Below are 14,061 nucleotides of genomic sequence, written 5' to 3'. Positions count from 1 at the left end.
TAGGGTCACTGTAATCCCCTTCCCTTCAATTTGAGTAATAGTTCATAATGAATTTGCTGTTGTGTAAACAGCGACAAATATGATTTTTCAACGATAATAAGTGGTCCATCCTCATCATAACCTTGACGTGTAACCAGATCATAAAATTGAGAGATATGCTCATCTAGCTCCATCTCATTTGTGACTAACAACCGATGGGACAAGTAAGTACCTATTGGTAATACCAGATCACCACTTGCTATATTGTCACTTTCTTGATTGTCATTTGCTTGATGACTAGGTGTATAAATCCCTACACCCCCTGACTGATCGTATATATAATGAATATCTGCTTCAAACAAATTGGGTACTTTTCCTTGATGCTGAGTAAGTAGCTTGGCATTTAACGTAGCTGGCTCCTCCATCCGAAACCATAACGATAAGGCCATCTCCTCACGCTGAACAATGGAATACAATGCCTCATTCTCATCTTCATTCTTCTGCTTATCATCAAGCGACTCTTGCTCTTGTAAAAGCCTTGTAATAAAATACTTTGTATCTATTAGCTGTGCTATTGCGGCTTCTGTATCACTTAAAGCTTGGCTAAATAGCGATCTCATTTGAACTGAAGATAAGCCCGTTAAGCATTCCTTAATGATCTGCACAGATAACCCCATCTTCCGCAGCAACAAAATGTGTGCAAGCCGATAAATTTCATCGATCCCATACATACGATATTGATTGTCTGCAATATAAGCAGGCATCAAAATTCCCTTTTCCTCGAAATAACGAATTTGATGTATAGACACTTGCATCAGCTTTGCTAGCTCACTAATTGTAATTTCATCCTTCATATATGCTCATACTCCCTTTGACCTGCTGTGCTTCCACTCCTGTATCAGCTACACTTGAGTTATCCCAAGTATATACCTTAGGTCAGACCTAAGGTCAAGCACCTAATCCAAAAAAATTCAGCTTGTAAACTAAAAAACAACAGCCTGTTTTAGACAAACAAGACTGCTGTACCTTATTTCATTCATCTATTTCATTAGTTTATCCACCCAACCAAAGGTAAGCTTAATGACCTGCGTTGGCCCTGGTAAACTAGGCTGAAAAACAAGGGTAATGGCTAAAATCATCGTCCCAAACGTGATGGAGTACATGATGATTTTAGCCCTTTTTTGTTGACAGTTACTGCTTTCTCCCACCATGATAATCCCTGATATCAATAAAATCCCGATGATCCACCACGCTTCCATAGGAGCCTCCATTTCTTATTCATATTTAAATTAGTTAGATTTCCCTTCCCCTTGCGGTTCCGTTGACTTTCCTGTATGGGTAATGACAACCTTGTTTACTACAGAAATGTCCATCTCTGTATATATTTTTTCCCAGTTGTTTTTTTGCGCTTGCCATTGCTTCGGATAATGTCTGCGAAATTGAACCGACGTTTTAAATAAATCAGCTTTAAAATCATTTTGCGAAAAAACAATCGCCTGATCTGCGTACTCTTTTAACCTATCACTCCAAGCTTGTCTAACTTCTGATATCACCTTTTGATCTGCCAAATCTACATTTGTTGTATTCAATACAACATCTCCTCTTGCATTAACCAGCATCTTTACACTCCACTTTTGATTTTTGATGTGTGGTTGAATACTTACCGTTGCTTTATTTAAGCGAATGGCGATAACGCCTTTACTGCTTTTAATACTGATCGGGATAATAAAGTTATTAAGTTCATTTGAAAGTAATAATACGCCTCCACTGAGTGGTTCCTCTACAGTACGTACGTATTTACCCTCCTTAAATAAGCTAATTCCTTTAAAAAAAGGCGTAGTTGCCAACTTTTCTTGCCCAATTTCTAGTGGTGAAATTAACAATCGAGATAACAGCGCCGTTTTGCTTGGCCCATCGATTGAACGTACTAGCTCTAATAACGTCACTTTTGCGCCAAGTCCTAAGTTTGCCATTTCACGTAATGATTCTGCTGAGCTTCTTTCCAAAGGATCAAGCAAAGCCAATATTTTCTCCGCAGGTGCTTCACTCGAAAAAACATAAGCATGCTCACGAAATTCAGGATAACGAAGAAAAAAATCAATATATTCACGCAAGCCTTGTTTACTCGCTTCCTCATTAAAAACAATTACTTCGCAATGTCCCCAAAACATCTCCCTGGATACTTTTCTTTGTAGCCGATTTAGCGCCTCTGCGATTGTGGAGCCTTCCGCTTTATGAATCATCGTGAGCCCACTTGGACTGCCCCCTGTACTACCTACACTTTCAGTCCCTCCGCCTTTGCGGGGAACAAAGATTTGCGCTGTTAGCTGTACCTTTTCATTTTTATAATCCAGCCCAGTAGCAAGGACAATGGCTAAATCATTAATCTCTTTGCGATCCCAACAGCCCGTCAATAATAAGCTACATGACAACAAAATAAAAAAGAGTCGATAAAAGAGCTTTTGCTTTGATTTCATGATGGTTCACTTCCCTTACTCCACCCTTGGAATAGCCGTTTTAAAAGGGCTACGACATACAGCATAGCAGGTATAAACAACAAAAAGGCTAACGTATATATATTTGCAGATGAACTTAACAAGCTAGCTGCACTAGATTGATCTGAAACGACCCAATAGGCAAAAACTAAGCACAAAAAGGATAACGGAAAGACGACTGGCTTATAATCCTCCATACCTAACCACTCCGCTACTGAGGTTGCAAATATATACAGAAATACAGATATTTTTACGAATATACCAAAAATCCAAATTGCAATGACAACAGCCTCAATATGCTGTAGGAAATCAGCGATCGTAATATATCGTGTCGCAATCATAAACGGATAGGCAAAGCTATCTGTCAAATCTCCCATTAGGAACAAACAAAATAAATTACTAGCAATCATAGCGATTGTTGTAACAAGTAACGAAATCAGCATGGAACGTGTAAGTCCTTGCTTCTGATTTACATTTGGAATTAAAAACGCAATAATAATGTATTCACTAAACCAAGCCGCAGGTGCAATCGCCCCTTTGATGCTAGGTAAAACTCCACGCTCCATAAAAGGAAGAATTTCAGCAGGATCCAGTTCCCCAATTAAGAGCAAACAAATTCCGCAAAATAAGATCACCACTAATGTTACAAATACTTGACTTGTCCGCCCTACGACCTCAATTCCAAGCCTTACATTTAAGGCACACACAATAACCATGGTTCCCATAACAACATATAGCGGTGTAGCAGGTAATGCTGTACTAGTAATAAATTCACCATACTGACGAATGACAAGCCCCGTTAAATGTGGAAAAAACCACAAAAAGAGAAAACTGACTATTTTCCCAATCCACTTGCCACATATATAAGGACTGGCTTGAATAAGGGTTTTTCCAGGATACAGACGATGAAGACCGATGGATAAGCCAATGGTTGCTAAACCAAACAAAGAGCCAATAATTGGCGAAAGCCACATGTCATGACCTGCATAACGCATTGTAATACTCGGAACTGATAATATTGCAGTAGCAATAATAGTTGGAAAAACTAGAAAAGCTAATTGATTGGCTGAAATTTTACCTTGGTCTGTGAGCATATCGTTTAACTCCCTTTTTTCCAAGATGTGGACCGCCACCATACATCCCTTAACCTAGACTTAGAGGTTGGGGCGATTGGCGATAAATAGGGGGTTCCAAATGAACGTAAACTACTTAGATGGATTACGAGCAATATAATCCCTAACATAATACCGGGTAAACCTAATGTGCCTGCTAATATCATCATCGGGAACCTCATAATCCGTGTAGCTATACTTGCTGTATACCTTGGAATCATAAACGAAGCAATTCCTGTCATTGCAACAATAATAATCATTGGGGCCGAAACAATCCCTGCGGAGGTCGCAGCTTGCCCAATAATGAGTGCCCCTACGATACTAACTGCTGAACCAATCTGCTTCGGTAATCTAATCCCCGCTTCGCGCAACGCCTCAAATGAAATCTCCATAATAAGTGCTTCGATTAATGCAGGAAAAGGAATCTCCTCACGCGCCCTTGCAATACTCAGCATCAACACAGTAGGAATCATTTCTTGATGATAAGTCGTAATGGCAACATAAAATGAGGGTAACAGCAAAGCGATGATATAAAAGAAGTATCTTAACCAACGAATAAAAATCGTAATGTAAATGTTTTGATAATAATCCTCTGGTGATTGCAGCATCGCAGACAATGTAACTGGCGCCACCAAGCAAAACGGCGTTCCATCTACAAAAATAGCAAAACGTCCCTCAAGTAGGTTGGATACAACCACGTCTGGACGTTCAGTTGCAATCATTTGAGGAAATGGTGAATAAGGCTGGTCGCTAATGGCTTCTTCTATACATTGACTCTCTAGCACATCGGTCAGCTTTATTTTATTAAGACGAGCCTCAACCTCTTTGACCAAGTCATCTGTAATTATCCCTTCCATATAGACAAGTGTTACTTTTGTGCTTGTATATTTTCCCATTACTTGTGACTTTATTTTTAGTGCAGGGTTTTTAATACGCAAGCGAATTAACGATAAATTCAAACTTTGAGACTCTGTAAATCCGTCACGTGCGCCACGAACTGTAGATTCTGCAACAGGCTCCTCTGGGGTACGTGAGTGATCCTGAACAAAAGGGTATACCGTTCCCCCCGCTTTTCCAGCAACAAGAACTAAGGTTTCCCCCTCCAAAATGGCTTCGACTGCTTCCCCCACAGTGCTTACCAATTGAGCGGCTGAGACAGGAAGCTCCTGTTTCAAATCCTGTTGTGTCCCCTCTGCTCTGTACGGTTCAATATGATGTGTCATTGTTGCATCTAGTTCGGTATTTTGCAACTCAATCTCTTCATCTTGACATTGTAGTGGCGCTAATACTTGGCGCTCCAGTCGCTCCACATTGCAAAGACCTGCACAATATACGCACAAAGCAGATGTACCATTATAAGTATCAAAGGAATGAAATATAATATCAGAACAATGCAAAAAGACAGCACGTAATTGCTGTTCATCCAGTTCAATATTCCCGGTCAATTTCACTTGTTCTTTCCCTTCAGCACCGTTTCCTTGTTTATTCATCCTATACATCCTTTATGTAATTATAATAAGATCATGTACGCTCATAGCGTGCGCAGTAAAAGGAAAAATTATTCTTTCATTCCAGCCCTCGGATATAACAAAAAAAGAACTCCATCTATTTATATAAAAATAAAAGGAGTTCTTAAATACTAATTAAGTTTTTGGCTTTTGCAATATATTGCTTACTTTACTTTAAACTTAGAGGTTTGCTCCTGAAGACCTTCACCTAAATGTGCAAGACTAATGGAAGACGAAGCGATTTCCTCCATAGAAGCAAGCTGTTCCTCAGAGGATGCGGCTACAGTTTGCGCGTGGCCCGCAGTTTCTTTAGCAATATGTGCTAATTGATCCACCGTTGAATTAATCTGCTGTGCACCAGCCATCAATTGTTGAGACGACGAAGAAATTTCATGGCTTTGCACTGTAATGTCTGCTAAACCTTCAATCATTAATTTAAAAATATGCTCCGCTTCCGCCGTTCTCGCCGCACCTTCACTTATTTGCTCACTACTATCAGTCATTGCCTTCGATGCTGCTTCATTGCCTTTTTGAATATCATCAATTAATGCAATAATGCCATTTGTGGCTTCCTTAGACCGTTCTGCCAATTTTTTAACTTCATCTGCTACAACCGCAAAACCTTTACCATGCTCGCCAGCACGAGCCGCTTCAATCGAAGCATTTAAAGCTAACAAATTCGTTTGCGTACTAATTTCCGAAATTAGGTGACTGATTTTCCCCACCTCTTGGGAATGCTCATTTAATGTTTTAATAAGCTCTAAAGTAAGAATGGACTCCTCTTCCATTTTCTTCAGCAATGCAGCGGTTTCTATCATTTGGTGCCCACCCTGCTGTGCTTGTTCACTCAGCTCTCCTGTCGTTTGCGAAGCAGCTAACGAACTATCTACAATCCGCTGAACACCACTAGACATTTCTTCCATCGCACGCGCTGCTTCTTCTGTGGATTGCATTTGGGTCTCTGAACCAGAGGCTACCTCTTGTATTGCTAATACAACATTTTGTGTTACCTTGCTACACTCCTCAGAGCTTGTACTTAATTGTTCAGAGGATGCTGCCATCTGAAGCGAACTTTCGTTGATATTATCAAGCAAATCTCTCATATTTATCGTCATATCATTGAGATGATGTGCCATTTGTGCAAACTCATCTTCACCGGGTATAGATAGCTGCGCTGTAAAGTCGCCATCTGACAAGCTTTTAGCTAAAGTACTAACCTTCCCTAAGTCCCTCGAAATTTTTGAACTATACATTAAAACTACTGCAACTGAAAGAACAACACCGATCAGGCTAATAATAGCAATCCACATTAGTAACGTATATAGTGGACTAAACAGCTGTCCTTCTGGAACTGTGATCGTTAAAACCCAACCTACCCCAGCCCCAACCTTTTCGTGATAAACACGATAAGTTTCGCCGCCCTCAGTGTATTTAACCATCCCTCTTGTATTACTAAGTATTTCTTGTGCAGAACTCGCTAATTCAGGATTGCTTTCCTTTTCTAATTTTACTTTTTGTAATTTATTTTCATCAGGGCCCGCTAAGTACATCCCTGTAGCATCATATAAAGTAACCCAGCCCCCTGAGCCAACCTTAGCCTCTTGCACATAATTTTGAATCGTGCTCAAATTTAAGTCCCCAGTGACAACACCAAGCAAAGTATGATTTTGATCAAAAAAAGGAACAGTTACAGTGGCTAAAGTTAAATTAAGTGCCTCATCAAAATAAGGAGGAGTTATACTTTTTTCTTTAGTACCGTTTGTATACCATGGCTGCTGTACATAATTATAAGAAGGGTCGCTATACTTCTCAGTAGTCTCAATTTTATCCCCTTCATGGTAAGCGTATGTAGAAAAAAATTGGGTATCTGGCTTATAACGATTAGGCTCGAAATAAATCCCCATTCCAAGTGTATCTTGATTTGAATCTAAAACATTTTTTAAAATCGTTTGGTATTGCTCCAATGTATAAGTATCGGCTTGACTTTGTACTGTATTCGCAACCACCTCTGGTAGCTTGCTATGTGCTTGGATGCTAGACGTAATTTGTGCAGATACTTCACCTAGCTGTACATCCATCTTGTCTTCGATGATACTTGTAATAATCCCTTTAGCATACTGATAAGACACACTGGATATCGCAATTAAAGTAACTAGAAATGCTGGTAACAACACCAATAAGGTTTTTGCTTTTACAGTTTTAAAACTTTTTCTTCCCCACTTAAACTTAAGCTGTTTCACAATTGTTCCTCCTAGTATGGTAGTATCTAGACAGTGGAAAAGTAATCAAATGTTTAAGTTATATCTTGTTCTGTTTATGTAATGATATAGTTTAAAACTGATTCCCGTCCCCACAGTACTATCCTATCACGACAAAACTGTCCTTAAAAGACCTTTTTTCGACAGGAAGTAGTTGTTATATGTACCTCCACCCGCTTACAGCCATTGTCTACACTTTTCATATAGGAGTTATGGAGGTAATTTAATGAATCAAAGTAATGAAAAAAACACGGTTCACATGATTGGTGAACGAATCCGTTACTATCGTACTATGCGAAATTTAACTCAGGAAGAAATCGCTGAGCGTATAGGCAGCACTGGGTCATACATAGGGCGAATTGAACGCGGAGAAAAAAATGTTAAAATTGAAACTTTGGAGAAAATTGCAGACGCTCTCAAAATCAACGTTCTGCTCTTGTTCCAGCACGATACGTTAGAGCCACTTCACGACTATCCATGGATTATTAAAAGTGTTTCACTTTTGTTGGAGCAGCCGGAGCGTAATCAACACAAAGCATACCGAATTTTAAAGGAGATCTTTCATAACGATTAACAAAAGAAGTCTAGGTATGTTTATAAGCAACTTAGTAGAATTAAGATAAGAATGTCGCTTTTTTACAATCTCCCTTCAAATACTAGGCATATAATAGAAGTTAAATTATGGTATTTGAAGCAACTAAAATTAAGAATGGAAGTGGAATCTTTTTATGATCGAGCCATATTTAAGTTTTAATGGGGATTGTGAAGAAGCATTTTTATGGTATGCAGTGCACAAAAAGTAATTTCTGCTCTATCAGAGGATGGAGTAATATTAAGTGAGTTGTCTACAAATCCACCTCCAGATGAAGACGGAAAAAGCGGAAGTGTTACAGATAAATACGGATTTACTTGGATCATAACAACGATAAAATCAACGGTGTAATTCAGCAAAAACACCTCTCTACGTTAGACGTAAAGAGGTGTTATTTAATATAATGATTAGTCTTAATTCTAGTACAACGTCATGTATTGATCGCGTTCCCAAGCATGAACCTGAGTGCGGAAGATATCCCATTCAATTTCTTTAAGCTCAAAGAAGTGAGTTAAAGCGTGGTCACCTAAAGCTTCTGTAATGACTTCATTGCGAAGCAATTCATTTAATGCTTCTTTTAAGTCAGATGGCAAGCTTGGGATTCCTTCTTCTACACGTTCTTCTTCAGACATCACATAGATATTGCGGTCCACAGGATCAACAAGTGGTAATTCCTTTTTAATTCCGTCTAGACCTGCCGCAAGCATAACCGCAAGTGCAAGGTAAGGGTTAGCCGCAGGGTCTGGGTTACGTACTTCAACACGTGTACTAAGACCACGAGACGCAGGGATACGAATCATTGGGCTACGGTTACTGGAAGACCATGCTACATAACAAGGTGCTTCATAACCAGGCACAAGACGTTTATATGAGTTCACAATTGGATTCGTAATTGCAGCAAAGGAACGTGCGTGCTTGATAATACCTGCCATGTAATGACGCGCTTCTTTACTTAAGCCAAGTGAATCACTTTCATCATAAAAAATGTTTTCATTGCCTTTAAATAGGGATTGGTTACAGTGCATTCCAGAACCATTTACACCAAATAGCGGCTTCGGCATAAATGTAGCATGCAAGCCATGATGACGAGCAATCGTCTTAACAACAAGCTTAAACGTTTGAATTTGATCTGCTGCATGAATTGCATCAGCATATTGGAAATCAATTTCGTGTTGACCTGGTGCAACCTCATGGTGAGAAGCTTCGATTTTAAAGCCCATTTCTTCCAAGGTTAATACGATTTCACGTCGGCAATTTTCACCTAGATCAGTAGGAGCTAAGTCAAAATAACCGCCTTGGTCATTAAGTTCTGTTGTTGGGTTGCCTTTTTCATCCGTTTTGAACAAGAAAAATTCAGGCTCAGGACCTACCATCATGGAAGTATAGCCCATCGCTTCAGCATCCTTTAATGCACGCTTAAGAATGTATCGTGGGTCACCCTCAAATGGAGTACCATCTGGCATATAAACATCACAAATGAGACGAGCAACACGATCTTCGGTTACCCAAGGGAAAATAACCCACGTATCAAGATCAGGACACAAGTACATATCAGATTCTTCAATACGAACATAACCTTCAATTGAAGAGCCATCAAACATCATTTTGTTATCCAATGCCTTTGGCAATTGGCTAAGCGGGATTTCAACGTTTTTAATGGTTCCTAATAAGTCTGTAAACTGAAGGCGGATAAAACGAACATTTTCCTCTTTTGCAATACGCAAAATATCTTCTTTTGTATAGCCCACTTAAATCTCTCCCTAGGTAAAATTTTTTATATTTTGAAAAAGCGAGAAAGTTCCCCTTGAATTAAAGAAACTTGACCCGGTCTTTTTCCTGTAACTAGCTGCTGCTTCAACATTCGATACAGTTGAGAATCACTCATTTCCTTACGCTTCTCCTCGGTGTCCTTAGAAATCACTGTTGCTTCTTCCGATTCTCGGTTCATCGGATTCATAACCTGCTTGATCCCTGCGATATTAACGCCTTTATCAATCAAGCCCTTAATCTCTAATAAACGTTCCACATCATTAAACGAAAACAACCGTTGATTGCCTGACGTACGTGCCGGAACAATCAGTTCATGCTGTTCATAATAACGAATTTGACGTGCCGTTAAATCCGTAAGCTTCATTACGATACCGATCGGAAACAATGCCATATTTCTGCGAATTTCGTCAGTCATCGCTCTCAACCTTCCACTTATTTTTCATGTTTTTATTCTATGTCAACTATCCTGACATGTCAATAGTTATGTTAGCAAAACTTACAACAGATGGCGATCGACCATGTTTTGTAGTGCTGTTAACAGACCAAACTTCACATGGGAGTAGGTTAACCCCCCTTGCATGTAAGCAATATACGGTTCTCTCACAGGAGCATCCGCAGATAACTCTAAGCTTCCCCCCTGCATAAATGTGCCTGCTGCCATAATGACAGGGTGCTCATAACCGGGCATCTCCCAAGGCTCAGGCACGACATGACCATCCACTGCCGCTGCACGCTGAATCCCTTGCACAAAAGCAACAAGCTGCTCTGCATTGTCAAAGGATATCGCTTGAATTAAATCATAACGAGGCTGATTCCATTTGGGCGTACTTGTGAAGCCTGTACGTTCAAACACTGCTGATGCCAATATACTTCCTTTTACAGCTTGTCCTACGGTCACCGGCGCTAAAAATAACCCCTGATAAATACTACGTGTAGTCCCTAACATCGCACCTACCTCACCACCAATACCTGGCGCAGTTAATCGATAAGAGGCTAACTCCACAAGCTCGGCACGTCCACAAATGTAACCCCCTGTTTCCGCAAGTCCTCCACCTGGGTTTTTAATTAGTGAACCTGCCATTAAATCTGCACCAACCTGTGTAGGCTCCATAACCTCTGTAAATTCACCATAGCAATTATCAACAAAAACTAAACAATCTGGACTTAGCTGCTTTACCTTGGTAATCATTTCTTCGATTTGTGCCACACTAAATGAAGGACGCCAATCATAGCCACGAGAACGTTGAATGCCAATTACCTTTGTCTTATCCGTAAGCTTCGAGGCTACTCCATCCCAATCCACACTACCATCCTCTGTTAGCTTCACTTCATCATATGTAATACCAAAATCCTGCAATGAGCCTGTCCCATCGTTTGGCTTCCCAATCACTTTATGTAAAGTGTCATACGGCGTGCCAGTAATGTATAATAAGCCATCCCCTGGACGTAGCATACCAAATAAAGCCGTTGCAATCGTATGTGTGCCAGACGCAAAATGAGGACGTACCAATGCAGATTCAGCGCCAAATACTTTAGCGTATACTAAATCAAGCACCTCACGTCCACGATCATTGTATCCATATCCTGTTGAACCTGCAAAATGAAAATCGCTCACCTGAAACTTCTGGAAGGCCTCAATGACCTTCCATTGATTCAAGTCAGCTATACGATCTACTGCACGAAATTGTGATTCCACCTGCACTTCTGCTTCTTCAATCCACTCTACAATTTTTGTATCAAATACAGCCATCTTCCGTCTCTGTCTCCCTTATCTGTATCAAACAGCATCATTTTATAAATTTTAGTTCCATATATTACTGCTAATTACCGTATCTGACCGCTATGATTTTATACCGAGTCTGTTTTTATATCGAATTGATCTTAATCTAGTGGTCATGACTCTAATCTAACATCTTCTTGCCTAATCGTCATAAGCTCTTGCTTGCCTGGCGATTGATTGCCATAACTAGATAGCAGCCGAACAGCTTGTTGCCGAATGGAACGTTCGATGACGTTTCTAACGTATCTTGCATTACTAAACAAACGTTCATTTTGATTTTTCTCACGCATTAAAAATTGCTTTAGCTTTAAAATCGCTTGTGGCATTAATATATAATCCCGATCCTTTGCCATGCTTTCCGCAATTTGAATTAATTGATCAATGCTATAGTCGGGAAAATCGAGCTGTAAAGGAAATCTGGAAGGCAATCCTGGATTACATTGCAGGAAAAAATCCATTTCCTCAGAGTAACCCGCCAAAATTAAAATAAAGTTATTTTTATGATCCTCCATCGCTTTTACCAACGTATCAATTGCTTCCTTGCCAAAATCCTTCTCGCCACCACGAGACAAGCTATACGCCTCATCAATAAATAAAATACCACCCATAGCTTTTTTAATTAAATCTCGTGTTTTTTGGGCTGTATGACCAATATATTCCCCAACCAGATCCGCCCGTTCCGCTTCAATGAGATGTCCTTTGCTTAATACACCCATCTTTTGAAACATTTTTGCAACGATGCGAGCTACCGTTGTTTTACCTGTACCTGGATTTCCTTTAAAAACCATATGGTACACCTGAGAGTCTGCAAGTAACCCAATTTGTGAACGCATGATGGCAACCTGTAAAAGCGCATAAATCTCATAGGTTAATTCTTTAACATGCTCCAGACCAACAAGCTCATCAAGCTCTTTTTGGATCTCATTAAAAATACCTTGGGAAGGCTGCTCCTTAAGTGCCGAGGCTGAGGTGGCACGTTCTGCCTCTACGGTAGCTCCAGATACAACAGGAGTCTCAGCTTGACGCAACACAACATTAATTTGCCTAGAGGGTCTATGATCTACTGGTCTATGATCCACAGAACCGTTTTTAGCTACAACACGCCCTGTCATTGTATGAATCACCTTCTTTATTAAGGGTAGAGAGTGACTACTCTTTGAAACCTTCTCTTCCAAGTGTATTCTCTCTCGTCCTTACTTATTAGAAGAATTCACAAACAACTAAATAAACTAAATAATTCCGATAAATAATCCTACCTGCTGTAGCTTCCATTTCGTATAGGACAAAATTTCACGAGAGGTATGATACCAAGAATTCAGCACCTCTGATTTGACAATCGACAAGCTAGGAGAAGTATAATTTAAGCTTTTAGCCATTTCATACGCTCGATTCCCATGATAGTCATGCGTAATAATGAGGGCGGATTGTAAATTCTTTTCCTTCATCAAAGCTTGGCTAAACTTTAAATTTTCATAAGTGCTTGTCGCTTTATTTTCTAAGATGATAAACTCCTTTGATACCCCTTGCTTCTCCAAATAATTTGCCATGCCTTCAGCTTCTGTATACTTGGACTCCGGCGTATCATATCCACCAGTGACTAAAAAGTAAGTGAATTTCCCTGCCTTATAATCTACTAGAGCCTGATCCAATCTTTCCTTTAATCCAGGACTAGGCTCCTCTTTCCATAGCGAGGCTCCTAATACAATACCAACATCCTTTTTCCCTGTGTTAGAAAATTGCTTTGAACCGTCGCCCATCACACTTCCGATTTGCGACAAGGCGTAAAATACCCACAAAATACCAATAACGAGTATAATAATTAACGCTCTTAAAATGCGCCTCTGTTTGGGGCGTTTTTTGGCTCCAAATTCAATTGCCCTCATCATCAACCTCCTGACTGAAAAGGTCCTTCATTCATATAACCGCTACTGTAATGCTCTAAAGACAAGTCTAAATATGGAAATTTATGAGTTTTAATCATGTTAAGTACATGCTTGGCGGTTTCTGTCGCCATATCATAATCCTTCACTGTAATCATGCCTTTGGTTAGAGCTTCATCCAATTCATCCTCATCGAGCAAAAATACGCTACGATTATTTAGCACTACGATATCTAAGTACAAATCGTCAAACCATGGAACGCCTTGATCCGTTACCCCTTGATGCTTACACACATCAATGTACCACTCTACAATTTCTCCTTGGTCGTCAAACATTGAGGTAACGACATAGTGCTCCCCCTTAGGATAATACTGTAGCCACGTATAGCCTTTATCAGCGATACGGAAGGTGTGCTCCCCATACGTTTTCCATAATGGATCACGCAGAGAAATAATGTGGTAATACGTCACATACCCTGTAAATACATCATTTTCAACATACTTAGATCTAAATTGGCGCTTCGTTACTCGTCGCCAGTTCGCACGATCTCCAAATTTTCGCTTCATATTTTTAAACCCTTTCAACACAATGTATAACAAGCTTACCATATTTAAAAGCAACTCACAAAATGGAAATTAAAAAAGCATCGGCACCTCCTTATCTCGTAAGGAAATACCTATGCTTCAC

At 39.8% G+C, this 14,061-nt stretch carries 14 protein-coding genes; 2 read left to right on the top strand and 12 right to left on the bottom strand.

Annotated elements, in window-relative coordinates; genetic code table 11:
- Positions 1–5: 5 nt before the first annotated feature.
- The 6 genes from ABE099_RS05790 to ABE099_RS05765 form a co-directional block, all read right to left on the bottom strand.
- Positions 6–833 carry a MerR family transcriptional regulator gene (locus ABE099_RS05790; RefSeq protein ID WP_430028246.1) on the bottom strand — a complete coding sequence of 276 codons (828 nt, stop codon included), beginning with the start codon at positions 831–833 and terminating at the stop codon, positions 6–8.
- A 186-nt stretch (positions 834–1,019) separates the two neighbouring features.
- Positions 1,020–1,238 carry a hypothetical protein gene (locus ABE099_RS05785; RefSeq protein WP_430028244.1) on the bottom strand — a complete coding sequence of 73 codons (219 nt, stop codon included), beginning with the start codon at positions 1,236–1,238 and terminating at the stop codon, positions 1,020–1,022.
- 30 nt (positions 1,239–1,268) lie between these two features.
- The gene (locus ABE099_RS05780; RefSeq protein WP_430028242.1) at positions 1,269–2,456 is read right to left on the bottom strand and encodes a Ger(x)C family spore germination protein; all 1,188 of its coding nucleotides are present in this window, start codon (positions 2,454–2,456) and stop codon (positions 1,269–1,271) included.
- Positions 2,453–3,592, bottom strand: coding sequence for a GerAB/ArcD/ProY family transporter (locus tag ABE099_RS05775; protein ID WP_430028240.1), 1,140 nt, complete (start codon positions 3,590–3,592; stop codon positions 2,453–2,455). Before ABE099_RS05775 ends, ABE099_RS05780 begins: the two co-directional genes overlap by 4 nt.
- Positions 3,574–5,076 (bottom strand): spore germination protein, encoded by a 1,503-nt coding sequence (locus ABE099_RS05770; RefSeq protein ID WP_430028238.1) that lies wholly within the window; start codon positions 5,074–5,076, stop codon positions 3,574–3,576. Before ABE099_RS05770 ends, ABE099_RS05775 begins: the two co-directional genes overlap by 19 nt.
- A gap of 182 nt (positions 5,077–5,258) precedes the next feature.
- Positions 5,259–7,334, bottom strand: coding sequence for a methyl-accepting chemotaxis protein (locus ABE099_RS05765; RefSeq protein WP_430028236.1), 2,076 nt, complete (start codon positions 7,332–7,334; stop codon positions 5,259–5,261).
- Positions 7,335–7,578: 244 nt separating this feature from the next.
- On the opposite strand from ABE099_RS05765, the gene ABE099_RS05760 reads away from it, so the two are divergent.
- Together ABE099_RS05760 and ABE099_RS05755 are read left to right on the top strand one after the other, a co-directional pair.
- Positions 7,579–7,926, top strand: a complete 348-nt coding sequence (locus ABE099_RS05760) for a helix-turn-helix domain-containing protein (RefSeq protein WP_430028234.1) — start codon at positions 7,579–7,581, stop codon at positions 7,924–7,926.
- A gap of 204 nt (positions 7,927–8,130) precedes the next feature.
- Entirely contained in the window at positions 8,131–8,295 is a 165-nt protein-coding gene (locus tag ABE099_RS05755) for a hypothetical protein (protein WP_430028231.1), read from the top strand.
- Between the two features lie 68 nt (positions 8,296–8,363).
- Here the strand turns inward: ABE099_RS05755 and glnA are convergent, their stop codons facing one another.
- From glnA to ABE099_RS05725, 6 genes are all read right to left on the bottom strand, one after another.
- Positions 8,364–9,692: a type I glutamate--ammonia ligase gene (glnA, locus tag ABE099_RS05750; protein ID WP_430028229.1), complete on the bottom strand. Its 1,329-nt coding sequence runs from the start codon at positions 9,690–9,692 to the stop codon at positions 8,364–8,366.
- Positions 9,693–9,718: 26 nt separating this feature from the next.
- Positions 9,719–10,129, bottom strand: a complete 411-nt coding sequence (locus tag ABE099_RS05745) for a MerR family transcriptional regulator (RefSeq protein WP_210089315.1) — start codon at positions 10,127–10,129, stop codon at positions 9,719–9,721.
- Between the two features lie 81 nt (positions 10,130–10,210).
- Positions 10,211–11,464 (bottom strand): aminotransferase class I/II-fold pyridoxal phosphate-dependent enzyme, encoded by a 1,254-nt coding sequence (locus tag ABE099_RS05740; RefSeq protein WP_430028227.1) that lies wholly within the window; start codon positions 11,462–11,464, stop codon positions 10,211–10,213.
- 143 nt (positions 11,465–11,607) lie between these two features.
- Entirely contained in the window at positions 11,608–12,606 is a 999-nt protein-coding gene (locus ABE099_RS05735; protein WP_430028225.1) for an AAA family ATPase, read from the bottom strand.
- A 117-nt stretch (positions 12,607–12,723) separates the two neighbouring features.
- Positions 12,724–13,377 carry a YdcF family protein gene (locus tag ABE099_RS05730; protein WP_430028223.1) on the bottom strand — a complete coding sequence of 218 codons (654 nt, stop codon included), beginning with the start codon at positions 13,375–13,377 and terminating at the stop codon, positions 12,724–12,726.
- A gap of 2 nt (positions 13,378–13,379) precedes the next feature.
- Positions 13,380–13,940 carry a DUF402 domain-containing protein gene (locus ABE099_RS05725; RefSeq protein ID WP_430028220.1) on the bottom strand — a complete coding sequence of 187 codons (561 nt, stop codon included), beginning with the start codon at positions 13,938–13,940 and terminating at the stop codon, positions 13,380–13,382.
- Positions 13,941–14,061: the final 121 nt, after the last annotated feature.

Origin of the sequence: Paenibacillus turicensis (genome assembly GCF_050461185.1) — a bacterium.
GTDB lineage: Bacteria > Bacillota > Bacilli > Paenibacillales > Paenibacillaceae > Fontibacillus > Fontibacillus turicensis_A.
Note: the sequence above shows the minus strand (reverse complement) of the source record. Positions and strands in the feature narration are given on the sequence as shown.

Bases quoted from the DNA above. Each gene is read 5' to 3' on its own strand.
- ABE099_RS05790 (WP_430028246.1), bottom strand. From the start codon at position 833: ATGAAGGATGAAATTACAATTAGTGAGCTAGCAAAGCTGATGCAAGTG.
- ABE099_RS05785 (WP_430028244.1), bottom strand. From the start codon at position 1,238: ATGGAAGCGTGGTGGATCATCGGGATTTTATTGATATCAGGGATTATC.
- ABE099_RS05780 (WP_430028242.1), bottom strand. From the start codon at position 2,456: ATGAAATCAAAGCAAAAGCTCTTTTATCGACTCTTTTTTATTTTGTTG.
- ABE099_RS05770 (WP_430028238.1), bottom strand. From the start codon at position 5,076: ATGAATAAACAAGGAAACGGTGCTGAAGGGAAAGAACAAGTGAAATTG.
- ABE099_RS05760 (WP_430028234.1), top strand. From the start codon at position 7,579: ATGAATCAAAGTAATGAAAAAAACACGGTTCACATGATTGGTGAACGA.
- ABE099_RS05755 (WP_430028231.1), top strand. From the start codon at position 8,131: ATGGTATGCAGTGCACAAAAAGTAATTTCTGCTCTATCAGAGGATGGA.
- ABE099_RS05745 (WP_210089315.1), bottom strand. From the start codon at position 10,129: ATGACTGACGAAATTCGCAGAAATATGGCATTGTTTCCGATCGGTATC.
- ABE099_RS05740 (WP_430028227.1), bottom strand. From the start codon at position 11,464: ATGGCTGTATTTGATACAAAAATTGTAGAGTGGATTGAAGAAGCAGAA.
- ABE099_RS05735 (WP_430028225.1), bottom strand. From the start codon at position 12,606: ATGACAGGGCGTGTTGTAGCTAAAAACGGTTCTGTGGATCATAGACCA.
- ABE099_RS05730 (WP_430028223.1), bottom strand. From the start codon at position 13,377: ATGAGGGCAATTGAATTTGGAGCCAAAAAACGCCCCAAACAGAGGCGC.
- ABE099_RS05725 (WP_430028220.1), bottom strand. From the start codon at position 13,940: ATGAAGCGAAAATTTGGAGATCGTGCGAACTGGCGACGAGTAACGAAG.